This window comes from Micromonospora sp. NBC_01740, assembly GCF_035920365.1.
Classification (GTDB): domain Bacteria; phylum Actinomycetota; class Actinomycetes; order Mycobacteriales; family Micromonosporaceae; genus Micromonospora; species Micromonospora reichwaldensis.
Genome location: NZ_CP109150.1, coordinates 5,499,745 through 5,518,291, shown reverse-complemented (window position 1 = coordinate 5,518,291; position 18,547 = coordinate 5,499,745). Strand labels below are relative to the sequence as shown.

16 protein-coding genes are annotated in these 18,547 nt (G+C 74.1%); 10 read left to right on the top strand and 6 right to left on the bottom strand.

The window, feature by feature from the left end; all coding sequences use genetic code 11:
• Positions 1–62: 62 nt before the first annotated feature.
• The gene (locus OG989_RS24405) at positions 63–2,336 is read right to left on the bottom strand and encodes an excinuclease ABC subunit UvrA (protein ID WP_327028581.1); all 2,274 of its coding nucleotides are present in this window, start codon (positions 2,334–2,336) and stop codon (positions 63–65) included.
• A gap of 177 nt (positions 2,337–2,513) precedes the next feature.
• On the opposite strand from OG989_RS24405, the gene OG989_RS24400 reads away from it, so the two are divergent.
• A complete protein-coding gene (locus tag OG989_RS24400) occupies positions 2,514–3,254 on the top strand; it encodes a MerR family transcriptional regulator (RefSeq protein ID WP_225852326.1) in 741 nt (246 codons plus the stop codon).
• Between the two features lies 1 nt (position 3,255).
• Here the strand turns inward: OG989_RS24400 and OG989_RS24395 are convergent, their stop codons facing one another.
• The 3 genes from OG989_RS24395 to OG989_RS24385 form a co-directional block, all read right to left on the bottom strand.
• A complete protein-coding gene (locus OG989_RS24395) occupies positions 3,256–3,984 on the bottom strand; it encodes a class I SAM-dependent methyltransferase (protein WP_151455817.1) in 729 nt (242 codons plus the stop codon).
• 177 nt (positions 3,985–4,161) lie between these two features.
• Positions 4,162–4,902 carry a YwiC-like family protein gene (locus tag OG989_RS24390; RefSeq protein WP_225852325.1) on the bottom strand — a complete coding sequence of 247 codons (741 nt, stop codon included), beginning with the start codon at positions 4,900–4,902 and terminating at the stop codon, positions 4,162–4,164.
• Between the two features lie 44 nt (positions 4,903–4,946).
• Complete coding sequence (locus OG989_RS24385; protein WP_151455816.1) at positions 4,947–5,279, bottom strand: cupin domain-containing protein; 333 nt, start codon at positions 5,277–5,279, stop codon at positions 4,947–4,949.
• A 264-nt stretch (positions 5,280–5,543) separates the two neighbouring features.
• Here OG989_RS24385 and OG989_RS24380 point away from each other — a divergent pair, with 264 nt between their 5' ends.
• A complete protein-coding gene (locus tag OG989_RS24380) occupies positions 5,544–6,887 on the top strand; it encodes a D-alanyl-D-alanine carboxypeptidase family protein (RefSeq protein WP_327028580.1) in 1,344 nt (447 codons plus the stop codon).
• An 87-nt stretch (positions 6,888–6,974) separates the two neighbouring features.
• Positions 6,975–7,796, top strand: coding sequence for a peptidylprolyl isomerase (locus tag OG989_RS24375; protein ID WP_425855626.1), 822 nt, complete (start codon positions 6,975–6,977; stop codon positions 7,794–7,796).
• Positions 7,797–8,003: 207 nt separating this feature from the next.
• Here OG989_RS24375 and OG989_RS24370 read toward each other — a convergent pair whose 3' ends face one another.
• Positions 8,004–9,026 (bottom strand): LacI family DNA-binding transcriptional regulator, encoded by a 1,023-nt coding sequence (locus tag OG989_RS24370; protein WP_132234512.1) that lies wholly within the window; start codon positions 9,024–9,026, stop codon positions 8,004–8,006.
• Positions 9,027–9,263: 237 nt separating this feature from the next.
• On the opposite strand from OG989_RS24370, the gene OG989_RS24365 reads away from it, so the two are divergent.
• From OG989_RS24365 to OG989_RS24340, 6 genes are read left to right on the top strand one after another with little or no spacing between them, the layout of a single operon-like run.
• Positions 9,264–10,562 (top strand): ABC transporter substrate-binding protein, encoded by a 1,299-nt coding sequence (locus OG989_RS24365; RefSeq protein WP_151455815.1) that lies wholly within the window; start codon positions 9,264–9,266, stop codon positions 10,560–10,562.
• An 8-nt stretch (positions 10,563–10,570) separates the two neighbouring features.
• Positions 10,571–11,512: a carbohydrate ABC transporter permease gene (locus OG989_RS24360; RefSeq protein ID WP_327028579.1), complete on the top strand. Its 942-nt coding sequence runs from the start codon at positions 10,571–10,573 to the stop codon at positions 11,510–11,512.
• Positions 11,509–12,330, top strand: coding sequence for a carbohydrate ABC transporter permease (locus OG989_RS24355; protein WP_225852323.1), 822 nt, complete (start codon positions 11,509–11,511; stop codon positions 12,328–12,330). Before OG989_RS24360 ends, OG989_RS24355 begins: the two co-directional genes overlap by 4 nt.
• A complete protein-coding gene (locus tag OG989_RS24350; RefSeq protein ID WP_225852322.1) occupies positions 12,327–14,705 on the top strand; it encodes a beta-glucosidase family protein in 2,379 nt (792 codons plus the stop codon). The genes OG989_RS24355 and OG989_RS24350 overlap by 4 nt, the downstream gene beginning before the upstream one ends.
• A 3-nt stretch (positions 14,706–14,708) precedes the next feature.
• On the top strand, positions 14,709–15,698 hold the full coding sequence (locus OG989_RS24345) for an acetylxylan esterase (protein ID WP_327028578.1): 990 nt from the start codon (positions 14,709–14,711) through the stop codon (positions 15,696–15,698).
• Between the two features lie 16 nt (positions 15,699–15,714).
• Positions 15,715–16,599, top strand: a complete 885-nt coding sequence (locus tag OG989_RS24340; RefSeq protein ID WP_327028577.1) for a M15 family metallopeptidase — start codon at positions 15,715–15,717, stop codon at positions 16,597–16,599.
• Positions 16,600–16,675: 76 nt separating this feature from the next.
• Here the strand turns inward: OG989_RS24340 and OG989_RS24335 are convergent, their stop codons facing one another.
• Positions 16,676–17,803: an acyl-CoA dehydrogenase family protein gene (locus OG989_RS24335; protein ID WP_442791963.1), complete on the bottom strand. Its 1,128-nt coding sequence runs from the start codon at positions 17,801–17,803 to the stop codon at positions 16,676–16,678.
• A 189-nt stretch (positions 17,804–17,992) separates the two neighbouring features.
• Between OG989_RS24335 and OG989_RS24330 the strand changes: the two genes are divergently transcribed.
• Positions 17,993–18,499 carry a DinB family protein gene (locus OG989_RS24330; RefSeq protein ID WP_151457220.1) on the top strand — a complete coding sequence of 169 codons (507 nt, stop codon included), beginning with the start codon at positions 17,993–17,995 and terminating at the stop codon, positions 18,497–18,499.
• The last annotated feature ends 48 nt before the right edge of the window (positions 18,500–18,547 follow it).

The window sequence follows — 18,547 nt, the reverse complement described above, 5'->3', positions numbered from 1 at the left end:
CGGGGCCGGGCGTGACCGGCCCGGTGCGGCGTCAGAAGGGTCGCCCTCGTCGGGCCAAGGGCTCAGCGGCCCACGTACTCGCGCAGGTGACGGGCGGTCAGCGTGTCGGCGTGGGCGACCAGGTCGGCCGGCGTACCGGTGAAGACGATCCGGCCGCCGTCGTGTCCCGCCCCCGGACCGAGGTCGATCAGCCAGTCGGCGTGCGCCATGACCGCCTGATGGTGCTCGATGACGACGACGGTGTTGCCGGCGTCGACCAGCCGGTCCAGCAGGGCGAGCAGTTGGTCCACGTCGGCCAGGTGCAGGCCGGTGGTCGGCTCGTCCAGGACGTACGTGCTCCCGCTGTCGGCCATGCGGATGGCCAGCTTGAGCCGCTGCCGCTCGCCCCCGGAGAGCGTGTTGAGCGGCTGGCCGAGGGTGAGGTAGCCGAGCCCGACGTCGACCAGCCGGTCGAGGATCGCCCGGGCGGGCCCGCCGGGGAAGAAGTCGCGGGCCTCCGTGGCCGGCATCGCGAGCACCTCGCTGATGTTCTTCCCGCGCAGGCGGTAGGTGAGCACCTCGTCGGTGAAGCGCCGCCCCTCGCACCGCTCGCAGACCGAGGCGACGCCGGCCATCATCGCCAAGTCGGTGTAGACCAGGCCGATGCCCTTGCAGGTGGGGCAGGCGCCTTCGGAGTTGGCGCTGAACAGCGCGGCCTTGACCCCGTTGGCCTTGGCGAAGGCGGCGCGGATCGGGTCCAGCAGGCCGGTGTAGGTGGCCGGGTTGCTGCGCCGGGAACCCCGGATCGGCGACTGGTCGACGACCACCACGCCGTCGCGGCGGTGCAGCGAGCCGTGGATCAGTGAGCTCTTGCCGGAGCCGGCCACCCCGGTCACCACGGTCAGCACCCCGAGCGGGATGTCGACGTCGACGTCGCGCAGGTTGTGCAGGTCGGCGTTGCGGATCGACAGCTGGCCGGACGGCCGGCGTACGTGCTCGCGCAGGCGTACCCGGTGGTCGAGGTGCCGGCCGGTGAGGGTGTCGGAGCGGCGCAGGCCGGCGACGTCGCCGGTGAAGCAGATCCGGCCGCCGGCCGTGCCGGCCCCGGGCCCGAGGTCGACCACGTGGTCGGCGATGGCGATCGTCTCGGGCTTGTGCTCGACGACCAGCACCGTGTTGCCCTTGTCGCGCAGGCGCAGCAGCAGGTCGTTCATCCGGGCGATGTCGTGCGGGTGCAGGCCGACCGTCGGTTCGTCGAAGACGTACGTGACGTCGGAGAGGCTGGAGCCGAGGTGCCGGACCATCTTCACCCGCTGGGCCTCGCCGCCGGAGAGGGTGGCGGACTCGCGGTCCAGGCTGAGGTAGCCCAGGCCGATCTCTACCAGCGAGTCGAGCAGGTCGCGCAGGTTGCCGGTCAGCGGGGCGACCGACGGGTCGTCGATGCCGCGGACGAACCCGGCCAGGTCGCTGATCTGCATCGCCGAGCACTCGGCGATGTTGCGCCCGTCGATCCGGGACGAGAGTGCCGCCCTGTTGAGCCGGGCCCCGCCGCAGTCGGCGCAGGTGGTGAAGGTGACCGCCCGGTCGACGAACGCCCGGATGTGCGCCTGCATCGACTCGCGGTCCTTGGCCAGGTAGAGCCGGCGCACCTTGACCGCCAGGCCCTCGTACGTCCAGTTGTTGCTGCCCACCTTGATCTTCGTGGACGGCTTGTGGAGGAAGTCCTGCCACTGCTGCGGCGTGTAGTCCTGGAGCTTCGTGTCGGGGTCGAACAGCCCGGAGTGGACGATGGTCTGCCAGTACCACGAGTCGACGGCGAAGTTGGGCACCTTGATCGCGCCGTCGTTGAGCGAGCGCTCCACGTCGACGAGTTCGTCGACGTCGAGGTCGGAGACCCGCCCGAGGCCCTCACACGCCGGGCACATGCCCTCGGCGAGGTTGAAGCTGAACGCGCCGGCCCCGCCCACGTGCGGGGTGCCGAGCCGGCTGAAGACGATGCGCAGCATCGCGTACGCGTCGGTGGCGGTGCCGACGGTGGAACGCGAGTTGGCGCCCATCCGCTCCTGGTCGACGACGATGGCCGCGCTGAGGTTGCGCAGCGAGTCGACGTCGGGGCGGCTCACATTCGGCATGAACGACTGGAGGAAGGCGCTGTAGGTCTCGTTGATCAGGCGCTGCGACTCGGCGGCGATGGTCCCGAAGACCAGGGACGACTTCCCGGAGCCGGAGACCCCGGTGAAGACGGTCAGCCGGCGCTTGGGGATGTCCACCGAGACGGAGGCGAGGTTGTTCTCCCGGGCGCCGCGCACCTCGATCATGTCGTGACTGTCGGCGGCGGACCGTGCTGGCTGCTGCATGCGAACCCTTCGCGAGATCGTGGGCGGGGTCCCGCCCGGGGTACATCTACGGGGGCCAGGCCGCCTTCAATCGTCTCATTCAACCTCCCGTGGAGGGTTTCATCTCCCTCTGCGGCGCCAACGGCCCGGAGCGGGCGGGGAAGTCTCAAACTACGTGTAGACCGGTAGGGTGGCCCGGTGGTGGATGCGGGACGACGGGCCGGACGGTGGCGGGGGGCGGAGGTCGCGGCGACCGCGGGCATCTCCGTCCAGCAGGTGCGCAACTACGTCGACCTCGGCGTGCTGCCGCCGGTCGAGCGCACCCCCGCCGGCTACCGCGTCTTCACCGTCGACCACGTGCGGGCGCTGGCGGTGGTCCGGCGGATGGCCGAGGGGCACGGCTGGGCGCGTACCCGGGAGGTCATGGTCGCGGTGCACCGGGGCGACCTGGCGGCGGCGCTGGCGGCGCTCGACGCCGGCCACGCCGAGCTGGACCGGGAGCGGGCCGACATCCGGCGGGTGCTCGGCGCGTTCGAGACCGTGGTGACCAGCCCGGCCGCCGTCCTGCCGGCGCCCCGGCGCGGGGCCCGCATCGGCGAGGTCGCCGACCTGGTCGGCGTCCGCACCTCGCAGCTACGGCTGTGGGAGCAGCGCGGCCTGCTCCGGCCGGTCCGCGAGCGCGGCACCGGTTACCGGGTGTACGACGCGGCCGAGCTGCGCGCCGCGCAGGTCGTGGCGCTGCTGCGCCGGGGCGCGTACCCGTTCGACATCGTCGCGGCCGTGCTCGGCGAGATGCGTACCACCGGCAGTGCCCAGCGGGTCCACGCGGAGCTGGCCAAGCGGGAGCAGGAACTGCACCGGCGCAGCCTGCGGCGGCTGCACGCCTCGGCCGCGCTCTACGACTACCTGCGCCACCGCGACCCGGCGCTGCCCGGGTGACTCAGCGCAGCACCAGCAGGTCGAGGTGGTCGACGACCGGGCCCGTCGCCGTGGCGGCCGCGGCCCGGAGCCGGGCCAGCCCCGCGGCGTACTCCTCGTCGGTGATCAACTGGAGCGGGGTGTGGGCCCGGCGGTCGAGGCCTGCGGCGCACTCGGCCAGCGACGCCGCCGTGATCTGCGCGACGGGCTCGACGGTGCTGACGGTGAACCCGGCCGTGGCGAACGCGGAGCGCACCCGCGCCAGGTCCGGATAGGTCTCGAGGACGCGGACCGCCTCCGGGAACCAGCGGAACAGCGTGATCCGCTGGTGCCGGCCGGGAAACGGCGAGCGGATCAGCACGGGCGCGCCCGGGCGGAGCACCCGGCGCAGCTCCCGCGCCGCCGCGTCGAGGTCGGGGATGTGGTGCACCATCGTGGACAGCCACGCGCCGTCCGCCACGGAGTCGCGCAGCGGCAGCGCGACCGCGTCGCCGGCGAGCAGCGGTCGGTGGCTGGCGCGGGAGCGCATCGCCCCGGCGGGCTCCACCCCCACCACCCGGGCGCCGAACCACTCGGTGAAGGCGGCGGCCCAGGCGCCGGTGCCGGCCCCGAGGTCGAGCAGCGTGGTGCCGGTACGCGGCCGAAGGTGTTGCTGCACCGCGTGCCGCCACCGGTCCAGGCCGCTGCGCGGCAGCTCCCGGGTCGCGGCGAAGGCCGCTGAGTCGGCGTCGTCGTAGGAGATCAGAGCCACGGCCATCACCTCGCCACCGTCGCCGGGCGGTCCGGTCGAACGTTCCCCGGTTCTAGTCGGTGAGCGCTGCCGGAGGCAACGGCTTGTGAGCCAACCGACGCGGTGCGTCCCGCCCTCTGGGAGCCCTCCCGTCGACGCGGGCCGACGTGGCCCGGCAGCGCCCCGCCCCCGCCGGGGTCAGAGCGCCACCGCCGCCAGCACCAGCAGGGCGCACGCCGTCTCGACCAGCCCCACCCGCATCGGCGCGACCCGACGCCCGGCGAGCAGCACCGCCCGGGCCAGCAGCACCGCGAAGACCACGGCGACCGGCACCGGCGCCCAGAGCGCCCCGGCGACCGCGACGACGGCGTGGTACGTCCACGACACCCACCGGTACCGGACGCTGTCCCGCTCCCGGATCATCGTCTTGACGTGCACGACGGTGCCGACGAGGTAGCCCAGTGCCACGACCGTCACCCCGGCCACGTTGGTCCACGGCACCCCGGCGACCGTGGCGACGACGAGACCGAGCAGGCCGCACTGCGCCACGAAGGCGAGGTCGTTGACGAACGCCCGGTCGCGGCGCCGGCGTGCGTAGCCGGCGTTGACGGCCGCGAGGGCCACGAAGATCGGGGCGTAGGCGAGCGTCGCGGGCCGAGCCACCAGCACCGGCGTGCCGAGCGCGACGGTGGCGAGCCCGTACCCGACGAGGTGCGGGCGCACCCGGCGGATCCGCCCGGTCTTGACCGCCTGCAACCCGAAGTAGGACAGCGGGTATCCGGCGAGCGCGGCCCCGAGCAGGGGAAGGTGCAGCGGATGCGGGCCGGTGACGGTCAGCGCCGCCAGGAAGGGCAGCAGCAGCATCGCCCACGCGCCGTGCTGCGGCGGCACCCAGCCCGGTGACCGGCCCCGGCCCGGAGCGTGGCCGGGGGCGCCCACGGTGAGGCTCCCGGCCGGGCGGTGACGACGGGCCGGGACGGTGCTCACGGCCGGGGCGTCACGGTGAGCAGGACGGCGGCGTCCGTGACGGCGTGCAGCGCGTGCCGCAGCGGCGGAATGACCACGAGGTCGCCGGCGTCGCCCTCCCAGGACTCGTCCCCGGCCACCAGGCGCACCCGCCCCACGAGCACCTGTAGCGTCGCCTCGCCCGGGCTGTCGTGCTCGTCGAGGGACCGACCGCCGCGCAGGGCGAGCAGGGTCTGCCGCAGGCGGCGGTCCCGGCCAGCGTGCAGGGAACGTGCGCTGCGTCCGCTGTCGGCCTCCCGCGCGGCGGCGAGCTGCTCGTCGGCGAGGTGGGTCAGCGAGAGGGCTTCCATGGTCGTCCCTTCGTCGGTGTCGGGCGGCCCGCGGGGCGGGGACGCCGCCCGGCACGTAAACCGGAAGATCGGCTACCGCTTTCAGTCTCCAGCTTCCGTTCCGGCCGGGCCCCGCGGCAGGGCCGATGGTCCCGGAACCGGTGAGTCCGCGCCGCGGAAGCGGTCGAGCGGGAGGTGAGCCGGCCACGCCTCCGACCCGTGCCGGGCCCCCGGGCCTGGAGAACCCCGCCCGCGTCCCGAACTCCGCCGACTAGGGTGCGGTGCATGAAGGTTCGGCTGCTGGCGGCCACGGCGACCGCCGTCCTCCTCGGCACCGGTGCTCCCGTCCCCGCGGCGGCCGGCCCGGCCAACCCCGTCGCCCCCGTGACTTCGGCGCCCGGCGTCGTCGCGCCCGCGACCTCCGCGCCCGGCGTCGTCGCGTCTCCGCCCGGCGTAGTGCCGTCCGCGCCCGGGGCCGTCGGGTCCGCGCCCTGCCCGAAGGCGCCCGCGCCCAAGGTGTCCCGGCCGCCGCGTCCGTCACCGCCGCCGGCCGTGCCGGGGGAGCGGGCCGTGGGCGGCCAGGCGCTCGACACCGCCGGTCTGATCGTCCCGGCGGGGGCCGCGCGCCCGCCAGCGGTAACCGCGACCTCGTGGCTGGTCGCCGACCTGGACACCGGCCAGGTGCTGGGCGGCTGCGGCCCGCACGAGTACGGCACCCCGGCCAGCGTGCAGAAGCTGCTGCTGGCGGCCACCATGCTGCCCCGGCTCGACCCGCAGCAGGTCGTCACCGTCACCGACGGGGACATGGACATCGAACCCGGCTCCTCGGCCGTCGGGCTGGTCGCCGGCGGACGGTACCGGATCGAGACCGTCTGGCTCGGGCTGCTGCTCCAGTCCGGCAACGAGGCGGCCAACGTGCTGGCCCGGCTCGGCGGCGGGCCGGACGGAATGGCCGGCGGCGTGCGGGCGATGAACGAGGAGGCGCACCGCCTCGGCGCCCTCCAGACCCACGCGGTGACCCCCTCCGGTCTCGACGGACGAGGCCAGTTCACCAGCGCGTACGACCTGGCGCTGGTCGCCCGGGCCTGCTTCGCCGAGCCGACGTTCCGCCGGTACGCGCTGACCGAGACGCACCGCATCCCCGCCCAGCCGGCGCAGCGCACCAAGGGTTTCGAGATCCAGAACGAGAACCAGCTCATCTACCGCTACCCGGGCGCGCTCGGCGGCAAGACCGGCTTCACCGACCTGGCCCGGCACACCTACGTCGGGGCGGCCCAGCGCAACGGGCGGCGGCTGGTGGTCACGTTGCTCGGTGCCGAGCCGCAGCCCGCGCGGGGCTGGGAACAGGGCGCCGCCCTGCTCGACTGGGGCTTCACGCTGCCCCGGGGCTCCGCCGTCGGCCGGCTGGTCGAGCCCGGGGAACTGACCGCCTCGGCGACCCCCTCGCCACCCGCGCTCGCCGCCACCGTCGATCCGCGCCCGGCCGCGGCCAGCGGCCCGCTCGAGGACGGGCTGATCGCCCGGTGGCCCGTGGCCGCGCTCGCGGCGGTGGCGGTCGCGCTGCTGGGGGCGGCGCTGCTCTGGCGCCGCCGGGCGGCCCGGCGCCGGTACGGCGGGGCTCCTTCCTGACCTCGGCCGGGGCGGGGCGGATCGACAAGCGACGACGGGATCCATAGACTCCGGTCTTTGCAGCGCCACGAGTCCAGGAGGATCCCCGTGTCGAGCGAACCCCGACCGCACCCCGTCCCGCCGTCGATCGAGGCACCCCACCGGCCGGCCCGTACGCTGTCCCGCCTCGCCGGGGTGGCCCTGGTCGCGGGCGCGCTGGTCACCGGTGGCGGCGCCGCCGCGGTCGCCGCGCCCGGCGGAGCCCCGGCCGACGCCGCCGCCGTTTCCCGGGTCACGCCCGGCCCGTGCGCCTACACGGAGACGCCCGAGGACCCCGCCGCCAGGCCGGTCCCGCTGCCGCCCGACCCGAGGCGCACCCCCGACCGGGGCACCGTGCGCGTCACGCTGCGCACCAACCAGGGGCCGATCGGGCTGACCCTCGACCGGGAGGCGGCCCCCTGCACCGTGCAGAGCTTCCTGCACCTGGTGCGCCACCGCTTCTACGACCGGACCTCCTGCCACCGGCTCACCGCGTACCCGACGCTGAAGGTGCTCCAGTGCGGTGACCCGTCCGGCACCGGCTCCGGCGGCCCCGGCTACCGCTACGCCGACGAGCTGCCCACCGACCTGCCGCCCGCGCCCACCGACCCGACCGGCGTGCGCCGGCTCTACGCCCGGGGCACCCTCGCCATGGCCAACGCCGGCCCGGACACCAACGGCAGCCAGTTCTTCCTGGTCCAGTCGGACTCGGCGCTGCGCCCCAACTACACGGTGTTCGGCTCGATCGACGCCGCCGGCCTGGCCACCCTGGACCGGATCGCCGCCGGCGGCATCGCCCCCACCGCCGAGGACCCCGCGCCGGTCGACGGCGCGCCCGCCCTGCCGGTGGACATCCGGCGCGCGGTCCGGCACCACCACCCGCACCGCTGAACCCGAAGGCCCGGTGGTCCCCGCCGGCCGCGGCGCCGTTCCGGAACGTCCGGGCGGCCCGGGACGGTGGGGGCCGGCGTGCCGTTGCGGAACGGCGCCGCGGCCCGTGCGCGGTGACTTCCGGCGGTCAGGCCGGTGGCGATTCCCCGGAACTTCCGGAACGCTGTCGGGAGCGCCGCGGCCGGACGGCGAGCCGCGCGGCGGCGCTCACGACCGGCGCGGCGGCGCCGTGCTGTCCCGGACGACCAGGTTGGTGGCGAGTTCCACCCGGGGGGAGTCGATGCCCTCGCCCTGCGCCAGCCGCAGCACGGTCCGGGCGGCCAGGCGACCCATCTCCACCAGCGGCTGCCGGACGGTGGTCAGCGGCGGTGACGCCCAGCGGGCCTCGGGCAGGTCGTCGAAGCCCACGACGCTGACGTCGTCGGGGATCCGCAGCCCGCGGCGGCGGACGGCCTCGTAGACGCCGAAGGCCATCTGGTCGCTGGCCGCGAAGATGGCCGTCGGCGGGTCGTCGAGGTCGAGCAGCGCCGTCCCGGCGGCGAAACCCGAGGCGTGGTAGAAGTCGCCGGGGTGCACCAGACGGTCCTCCACCGGCACCCCGGCCGCCTCCAGCCCGGCCCGGTGGCCGTCCAGGCGGGCCCGGCTGCACAGCAGGTGCGTCGGCCCGGCGACGAAGCCGATCCGCCGGTGCCCGAGCGACAGCAGGTGCTCGGTCGCGGCGAGCCCGCCGGCCCAGTTGGTGGCGCCGACGGTGGGCACGTCGGTGGCGGGCACGCCGGCCGGGTCGACGACGACCACGGGCACGTTGAGGCGGCGCAGCTGCGCGTGCAGCGGCGGGCTCAGGTGCGAGGTCACGAAGATGACGCCGTCCGTGGCGCGGGCCCGCAGGTTCTGCAACCACTGCCGGGCGGCGGTCGACTGGCGGTGGATCGCGGAGACCACCGTGCCGACGCCCGCGCCGTGCCCGACGTCCTCGACCCCCCGGATGATCTCGACCGCCCAGGGGCTGTCCAGGTCGTTGAAGACCAGGTCGACCAGGCCGACGCGGCTGACCGTGCGGCTGCCGCGGCGCTGGTAGCCGTGCTGGCGCAGCAGCTCCTCCACCCGCTCGCGGGTGCCGGGAGCCACGTCCGAGCGCCCGTTGAGCACCCGCGACACGGTCGGCACCGAGACCCCGGCCTCCCGCGCGATTGCGGTGATGGTGATCCTGCGCCCGTCGTCGCCGTCCACCCGCGTCTCCTTCACCGGTCGGAAGACCGACCGTACCCGTGACCACCGAAAAACGTCCGGAACGGCGTGGCCGCTCCACCGGCCCATCTTGCCCCACGATCGGGGGTTGACGACACGGCAGGTCGGTTCTAGCGTTCGGACGAGTTACGGAAGTATTCCGGAAACTTGTCGGACACCTTTCGGTCGTCGCGCCGGCGGCGACGTCCCCCACCACACCCCCACCACGAGAGGTCGATCATGACTGTACGCACGCGGCTCGCCCGGGTCGTCGCGCTCGGCGCCGCCCTGGCGCTGGCGTTGCCACTGACCGCCTGCGGTGACGGTGACTCGGCCGCCGGCCCGGACGAGATCCGCATCCTGGTGTACGGCGACGCCACCAACAAGGTCGAGAAACAGCTCGTCGAGACGTTCAACAAGACGTCGAAGGTCAAGGCGGTGCTGGACACCATCCCCGGCGCCGACTACCAGACCAAGCTCCAGACCATCATCAACACCAAGCAGGCGCCGGACGTCTTCTTCAACTGGGGCGGCGGCAGCATCACCCCGTTCGTCAAGGCCGACCTGTTGCTGCCGCTGGACGACATGATCGCCAAGGACCCGGGGCTGAAGGCGAACTTCCTGCCGTCGGTCTTCAACACCGCCATGGTCGACGGCAAGGCGTACGGGGTGCCGATGCGCGGCACCCAGCCGGTGCTGCTGTTCCACAACAAGAAGGTCCTCGCCGACGCCGGGATCACCCCGCCGAAGACGTGGGACGACCTGCTGGCGGCCGTGCGGACGCTCAAGGGCAAGGGGATCACGCCGATCGCCCTCGGCGGCGGCGACCAGTGGCCGACCCAGATGTGGTACCAGTACCTCTACGACCGGGTGGCCGGCCCCGAGCTGTTCGCCAAGGCGCTCGGCGGCGACAAGAGCGCCTGGGAGAGCCCGGAGAGCCGCCGCGCCCTGGAGCTGCTGCGGCAGCTGACCGACGCGGGTGCGTTCGGCACCAACTTCGACTCGGTCAAGTTCACCGACGGCGGCTCGCCCGCCCTGCTGTCCAGCGGCAAGGCCGGCTTCGAGCTGATGGGCTCGTGGAACTACTCGACCCACCACGACGCCAACCCGACCTTCGCCGCCGAGGGCCTCGGCTGGAGCGCCTTCCCGAGCGTCCCGGGTGGCAAGGGCGACCCGCGCAACGTGGTCGGCAACACCAACAACTTCTACTCGGTGCTGAAGAAGACCCGGCACCCGGAGGCGGTGGCCGAGTTCCTCAAGCTCCAGTACTCCGACGAGTTCGTCCAGGCGCAGCTGTCCATCGGCAACCTGCCGACCACCACCAACACCGAGAAGTTCCTCGACGGCGCCACCAACCCGGACTACCTGAAGTACCAGTTCACCCTGGTGAAGGAGGCCCCGAACTTCCAGCTCTCCTGGGACCAGGCGTACCCGCCGGCCGCCACCACGACCATCCACCAGGCCGTGCAGCAGTACTGCAACGGCCGGATGGACGCCGCCGGCTTCATCAAGGCGATGCAGTCCCTCCAGGCGGGCTGAGCGCGACCATGTCCACCACCACCCTCGCCGCCTCCGCCGCGACGGAGCAGCGACGGGCCCGACGAAGCCCGGGCGGCCCCACCCTCAGCCGCCCGGGCTTCGCCTGGGCCCTCCCCGCCACCCTGTTCTTCGGGCTCTTCGCGCTCGTTCCGCTGGTCCTCGTGGTCGTGCTCAGCTTCACCAGCTGGGCGGGCCTCGGCTCGCCCGAGTACGTCGGGCTGGACAACTGGCAGCGGCTCGCCCGCGACCCAGTGATGATCAACAGTCTGTGGCTGAGCGTCCTGCTCACCGCCCTCGGCGTGCTGGTGCAGACGCCGCTGAGCCTGCTGATCGGCGTGTGGGCTTCCGGGCCGCAGCGCAACCGGGCCGTGCTGTCCGCCGTCTTCTTCCTGCCGCTGCTGCTGTCGGCGACCGCCGTGTCGGTGCTGTGGCGGGCGCTGCTCGACCCGAACTTCGGCGTGCCCGGCCAGGCCCCGTGGCTGTTCGGCGACGGCAACCTCTTCGGCAGCCGGACGGGCGCGATCGCCGTGCTGGTCTTCGTCGGCAGCTGGCAGTTCATCCCGTTCCACGCGCTGATCTACCAGGGCGCGGCCCGCGCCGTGCCGGCGGTGCTCTACCAGGCCGCCGAGGTCGACGGCGCCGGCCGGTGGGAGCAGTTCCGCCACGTGACCCTGCCGCAGCTGCGCAACGCCATGATCACCTCCGTGGTCCTCATGGTCGTCGGCGGGCTGACCACGTTCGACACCGTGCTGATCCTCACCCAGGGCGGGCCGGGCACCGACACCACCATCACCGCCTACCACATGTACGAGCAGGCGTTCCGCAGCTTCGACTTCGGCGCGGGCGCGGCCATCGCCCTGCTCCTCGTCGTCGTCGCCACCGTCATCTCGCTGATCGTGGTCCGGGTCTCCGGCTACGACAAGATGCGCTCCACGATGGAGGGCCTGTGAAGCGGCACCGCCCAAACTGGATCGCCGGGATCGGCGCCCTGGCCTGGCTCCTCGTGGTCGGCCTGCCGATCTACGTCATGCTGGCGACCACCGTGCAGACTCGGGAGGGCTACGGCCGCAACGGCCCGCTCGCCCCGCCCGACACCTTCACCCTCGACAACTACACCGGCGCCTTCGACGAGGGCTTCGGCCGCTACCTGTTCAACACTCTCGTGGTGACGGTGAGCGTGGTGGCCATCGTGCTGCTGCTCGTGCCGCCGCTGGCGTACGCCATCGTGCGCAGCCGCAGTCGGCTCACCTCCGGCGTGTTCCGGCTGTTCCTGTTGGGCCTGGCGATCCCGGCGCAGGCGGTCATCGTGCCGATCTTCTACCTGATCAGCAAGGCGGGGCTCTACGACAACCTCGTCGGCGTCATCCTGCCCACCGCCGCGTTCTCCCTGCCGGTGTGCGCGCTGATCCTCAGCGGCGTCATGCGGGACATCACCCCCGACCTGTACGAGGCGATGGCCATCGACGGCGCCAGCCCGGCGCGGGTCTTCGCCCAGTTGGTGCTGCCGCTGTCGCGCGGCGGGATCGCCACGATCGCGGTCTTCTCCGCCCTCCAGGCGTGGAACGGCTTCCTGTTCCCGCTGATCCTCACCCAGTCCGACTCCACCAAGGTGATCACCCTCGGCCTCTACAACTTCCAGACGCAGTACGGGATCAACATTCCCGGCCTGCTCGCCGCGGTCGTGCTGTCGATGGTGCCCGTCCTGCTCGTCTATCTGTTCGCCCGGCGGGCCCTGGTGCAGGGGCTGATGGGCGTCGGAGGAAAGTGACCGACAACGTGACCCTCGACATCGCCCCCGGCACCGCGATCTGGACCGACCCGACCCTCGACCTCGCGACCCGGGTGGACGCCCTGGTCGCCGTGATGACCCTGCCGGAGAAGGTGGCCCAGCTCTACGGCGTCTGGGTCGGCGCCGCCGCCGACGGGGGAGAGGTCGCGCCGTACCAGCACGAGATGGAGGAACCGGTCGACCTGGCCGCCCTGCTGGACACGGGTCTCGGCCAGCTGACCCGCCCGTTCGGCACCGCCCCGGTCGACCCCGCGCTCGGCGCGCTGTCGCTGCTGCGGACCCAGCAGCGCGTCGCCGCCGCCAACCGGTTCGGCATCCCGGCGATGGCGCACGAGGAGTGCCTGGCCGGCTTCGCCGCCTGGGGCGCCACCGCGTACCCCGTGCCGCTGTCCTGGGGCGCCACCTTCGATCCGGAGCTGATCGGGCGGATGGCCGCGGCCATCGGCGCCGACCTGCGCCGCGTCGGGGTGCACCAGGGGCTGGCCCCAGTGCTCGACGTGGTGCGCGACGCGCGCTGGGGGCGGGTGGAGGAGACGATCGGCGAGGACCCCTACCTGGTGGGCACCATCGCCACCGCGTACGTGCGGGGCCTGGAGTCCGCCGGCGTGGTGGCGACGCTGAAGCACTTCGCCGGCTACTCCGCCTCCCGGGGCGGGCGCAACCTGGCGCCGGTGGCGATGGGCCCCCGCGAGCGCGCGGACGTGATCCTCCCGCCGTTCGAGATGGCGGTACGCGAGGGCGGCGCGCGGTCGGTGATGCACGCCTACACCGACACCGACGGGATGCCCTCGGCGGCCGACGAGGAGCTGCTGACCGGCCTGCTCCGCGACGCCTGGGGCTTCCCGGGCACCGTGGTGGCCGACTACTTCGGCATCGCCTTCCTGCACACCCTGCACGGCGTGGCCGGCAGCTGGGCCGAGGCGGCGGCCGAGGCCCTGGCAGCCGGCGTGGACGTCGAGCTGCCGACGGTCAAGACGTTCGGCGAGCCGCTGCGCGAGGCGCTCGCGGCCGGCGCGGTGCCGGAGGCACTGATCGACCGGGCGGTGCGTCGGGTGCTGACGCAGAAGGCGCAGCTCGGTCTCCTCGACGCCGACTGGAGCGCGGTGCCGGCCGCGCTGGCCGGCGCCGACCTGTCCGACCCGGAGGCGCTGCGCGGCACCGTCGACCTGGACCCGCCCGCCAACCGGGCGCTGGCCCGCGAGGTGGCCGAGCGCTCCGTGGTGCTGCTGGCCAACGACGGCACCCTGCCGCTGCACCGGCCGGCCCGCATCGCGCTGGTCGGCCCACAGGCGGAGAGCCCCACGGCGGTGCTGGGCTGCTACTCGTTCCCCGCCCACGTCGGCTCCCGGCATCCCGAGGTGCCCGTCGGCATCGCGCTGCCCACCCTGGCGGCGGCGCTGCGCGCCGAGTTCCCCGGCAGTGTCGTGGTCACCGTGGCCGGCGTCTCCGTCGACGGCGACGACACTTCCGGGGTGCCGGCGGCCGTCGCGGCGGCGCGGGACGCGGACGTGGTCGTCGCCGCGCTCGGCGACCGGGCGGGACTGTTCGGGCGGGGCACCAGCGGCGAGGGCTGCGACGCCGAGTCGCTGGCCCTGCCCGGGGCGCAGCAGCACCTGCTCGACGCGCTGCTGGACACCGGTACGCCCGTGGTGGTGACGATGCTCGCCGGGCGACCCTACGCGCTGGGCCGGGCGGTGACCGACGCGGCGGCGATCGTGCAGTCGTTCTTCCCCGGCGAGGAGGGCACCCCGGCCGTCGCCGGCGTGCTCAGCGGCCGGGTCGCACCGCAGGGGCGGCTGCCGGTCAGCGTGCCCCGGGGGCCGGGCGCGCAGCCGACCACCTACCTGTCGGCCCGGCTGGGCCAGGCCAGCGACGTCTCCAACGTCGACCCGACGCCGGCGTTCGGCTTCGGGCACGGCCTGGGCTACACCACGTTCGACTGGTCGGGCCTGGTCGTCGACGAGCCGCTCGCGGCGACCGACGGTGAGCTGCGGCTGCACTTCACGGTGCGCAACACCGGCTCCCGGTGGGGAAGCGAGGTGGTGCAGGTGTACGCCCACGACCCGGTGGCCTCGGTGGTCCAGCCGGTGCAGCGGCTGGTCGGTTACCTGCGGGTGCCGCTGGAGGCGGGCGCGGCCTGCCGGGTCGACCTGGCCGTGCCGGCCGACCTGTTCGCCTTCACGGGGCGCGACGGGCGGCGCGTCGTCGAGCCGGGGGAGCTGGAGCTGCGGCTGGCGGCGTCCAGCACCGACCACCGGCTGGTGGCGGCGGTCGCGCTGCGCGGTCCCGCCCGGCACGTCGACCACACCCGGCGGCTGCACCCCCGCTTCGCCGTCACGCCGTCGGCCGGCTGAGCGGTGGCCCTCACCGACCTGCCCGAGGAGCAGTTGCGCGCGTACCGCGGCGGGGTGCGGGAGCCGGCGGACTTCGACCGGTTCTGGGCGGACACGATCGCCGAGTCGCGGGAGTGCGGCTGGCCGGTGCGCGCCGAGCCGGTGCCCACCGGGCTGGCCACGATCGACGTGCTCGACGTGACCTTTCCCGGCTTCGCCGGGCAGCCGGTGCGGGCCTGGCTGCGGCTGCCGCGCGGCGCCGAGTCGCCCCTGCCCACCGTCGTGCAGTACGCCGGCTACGGCGGCGGCCGGGGCCACCCGCTGGAGAACCTGCTGTGGGCCTCGGCCGGGTTCGCGCACCTGCAGATGGACACCCGGGGGCAGGGGGCGGGCTGGACCCGGGGGGACACCCCGGATCCGGCCGCCGCCGGCCCCGAGGCGCCCGGGGTCGCCACCCGTGGCGTGACGGACCCCCGCACGTACTACTACCGGCGGTTCCTCACCGACGCGGTGCGGGCGGTGGACGCCGTCCGCACCCTGCCGGCGGTCGATCCGGCGCGGGTCGCGGTCCTCGGGCACAGCCAGGGCGGCGGGGCGGCGCTCGCCGTCGCCGCGTTGACGCCCGACCTGCGGGCCGTCGTGGCCGGCGTGCCCTTCCTGTGCGACATCCCGCGCGCGATCGTGCTCACCGACGCGCAGCCGTACCGGGAGATCCGCGACTATCTGGCCGTCCACCGGCACGCCGAGGAGCGGGTGCTCGACACCCTGGCGTACGTCGACGGGGTGAACTTCGCCCGCCGGTGCCACCTGCCGGCCCGCTTCTCCGTCGCGCTGATGGACGAGATCGTGCCGCCGTCGACGGTCTTCGCCGCCGTCAACGCCTGCCGGGGGCCGACGGAGCTGTCGGTCTGGCGGTACAACGGTCACGAGGCCGGCGGGATCGACGACGACGAGGCGGCGGTGGGCTTCCTGCGCGTACACCTCTGGCCGGACCGGGCGCCCGACGGCCCGTAGCCTGATAGACAGGGGTGTGGCCAGGCCAGTCCGGATCCGCCGGCGAGCCCCGCGCGCCGCGACCGCCCGCCGGCGGGCGGTGGCCGTGGCCGTCGTGATGGTGGCGCTCGCGCCCGCCTGCACCCGACCCGCGCCGTCACCACCGGCCGCGCCGCCACCGTCGTTCCCGGCGTCCGCCCCCGCCGCGACGTCGCCCGGGCCGGGCCTCGTCGTCCTCACCGACGTCGACCCGCGCATCCGGACCGACATCCGGTACGCCACCGCCCACAACTTCGTCGGTCGGCCGGTCGCCGGCTACCCCGAACCGCTCTGCCTGCTCACCCGCCGGGCCGCCGAGGCGCTGCGCCGGGTGCAGGACGCCGCCCTCGCCCGGGCCCGCAGCCTGAAGGTGTACGACTGCTACCGCCCCCAACGGGCCGCCGACGACTTCGTCGAGTGGGCCCGGCAGCCCGGCGAGCAGCGGATGAAGGCGGAGTTCTATCCCCGGGTGGCGAAGTCCGAGCTGTTCGACGAGGGGTACGTCGGGGCGCCCACCGCCCACAGCCGGGGCAGCACGCTCGACCTGACCCTGGTCGACGTGCCGACCCCCACCCAGCCCCCGTACGCCCCGGGCCGGCCCCTGGTCTCCTGCACCGCTGCGAAGGGGCAGCGGTTCCCGGACAACGGCGTCGACATGGGCACCGGCTTCGACTGCTTCGACCCGCTCGCGCACACCGACTCACCCCAGGTCACCGGCCTGGCCCGGGACAACCGGCGGCTGCTGCGGCAGCTGATGACCGACGGCGGCTTCGTCAACTACGACCGCGAGTGGTGGCACTACCGCTACCGCGACGAACCCTGGCCGGACACGTACTTCGACCTGCCGGTGGCCCGCTCCTCGGCCGAACCCGTGGGCGGCTGACGCACCCGACCCGGCTGACGCACCCGACCCGGCTGACGCACCCGACCCGGCTGACGCACCCGACCCGGCGTCGCGCTCACTTGAAGGCGGCGTGGCCGGTCAGCACCTGTCCGATGATCAGCTGATGCACCTCGGACGTGCCCTCGTAGGTGAGCACGGATTCGAGGTTGGCCGAGTGCCGGATGACCGGGTAGTCGAGGGTGATCCCGGCCGCGCCCAGGATGGCGCGGCACTCGCGGGCGATGGCGATGGCCTCCCGCACGCTGTTGAGCTTGCCCAGGCTGATCTGCCGGTGGTCGAGGGTGCCGGCGTCCTTCAGCGCGCCGATCTGCAACGCCAGCAGCATCCCCTTGCCCAGCTCCAGCCCCATGTCGGCGAGCTTGAGCTGGGTGGCCTGGTACGCGGCGAGCGGCTTGTCGAAGATCTGCCGGCTGCGGGCGTACGCGATCGTCGTCTCCAGGCAGTCGTGGGCCGCGCCCAGCGCCCCGAAGACGATGCCGAAGCGGGCCTCGTTGAGACACGTCAGCGGCCCGGACAGGCCGGTGGCCTCCGGCAGCATCGCGTCGGCGGGCAGCCGCACGTCGTCGAGGACGAGTTCCGAGGTCACCGAGGCGCGCAGGGAGAGCTTGCGGGTGATCTCCGGGGCGGTGAAGCCGGGGGTGCCGGCGGGGACGAGGAAGCCGCGTACGCCCTCGTCGGTGCGGGCCCACACCACGGCGACATCTGCGACGGAGCCGTTGGTGATCCACATCTTGGTGCCGTCGAGCACCCAGTCGTCCCCGTCGCGGCGGGCCCGGGTCCGCATGCCGGCCGGGTCGGAGCCGAAGTCCGGTTCGGTCAGGCCGAAGCAGCCGATGGCCTCGCCGGCCGCCATCCGGGGCAGCCACTGCTGCTTCTGCTCCTCGGAGCCGAACCGCCAGATGGCGTACATGGCGAGCGATCCCTGCACCGACACCAGGGAGCGCAGCCCCGAGTCGCCCGCCTCCAGCTCGAAGCAGGCCAGCCCGTACGCGACGGCGGAGGTGCCGGCGCAGCCGTAGCCCCGCAGGTGCATGCCGAGCACGCCGAGTTCACCGAGTTCGCGGGCGAGATCCCGCACGGGCAGGCGGCCCTGCTCGTACCAGGTGGCGATCTCCGGGCGGACCCGTCGGTCGACGAAGCCGCGCACGGCGGTTTGGAGGTCTCGGGTGTCGTCGTCGATCAGGGCGTCGACGCCGAAGTACGCGAGCGCGGTCGCGGGGGTGGACAGGGTCACGGTTGGTTTCCTCCCGGGCGTGCGGCTGCGTGCCCACGCTACGCGCGCCGGCGACGTCGGGCATGATCGGACGTTCCGGCTCGGAGACGAGCGACCGTCGGACGGCAGGTGTGCCGTCACGCGAGGGGGGAGTGGGTCGTGGCCACCGAACGGATCGGGCCGCCCGTCACCGGGGACGAGCGCGAGATGCTGCGCGCCTTCCTGGACTACCACCGGGCGACCCTCGCGATGAAGTGCGACGGGCTGTCCGACGAGGACCTGCGCCGGCAGTCGATGCCCCCGTCCACGCTGTCGCTGCTCGGTCTGGTCCGGCACATGGCGGAGGTGGAGCGGGCCTGGTTCCGCCGGACCATCGACGGCGAGGACGTGCCGCTGGTCTGGTCGGACTCGGGCGACTTCCAGGTGGCGTACGACGCGAGCGGCGCCACCCGCGCCGAGGCGTTCGACGCCTGGCAGCGGGAGGTCGCGCACTCGCGTCGCATCGAGCGCGAGGCCGAGTCGCTCGACGTGACCGGCCACCACGCCAGATCCGGCGAGGACGTGTCCCTGCGCCTGGTGATGCTGCACCTGATCCACGAGTACGCCCGCCACAACGGCCACGCCGACCTCCTGCGCGAGGGCGTCGACGGCACCGTCGGGGCCTGAGCGCCGGGCCGCCCGGCCACCGGCACCGCTCAGCCGGCACCCGGCCGC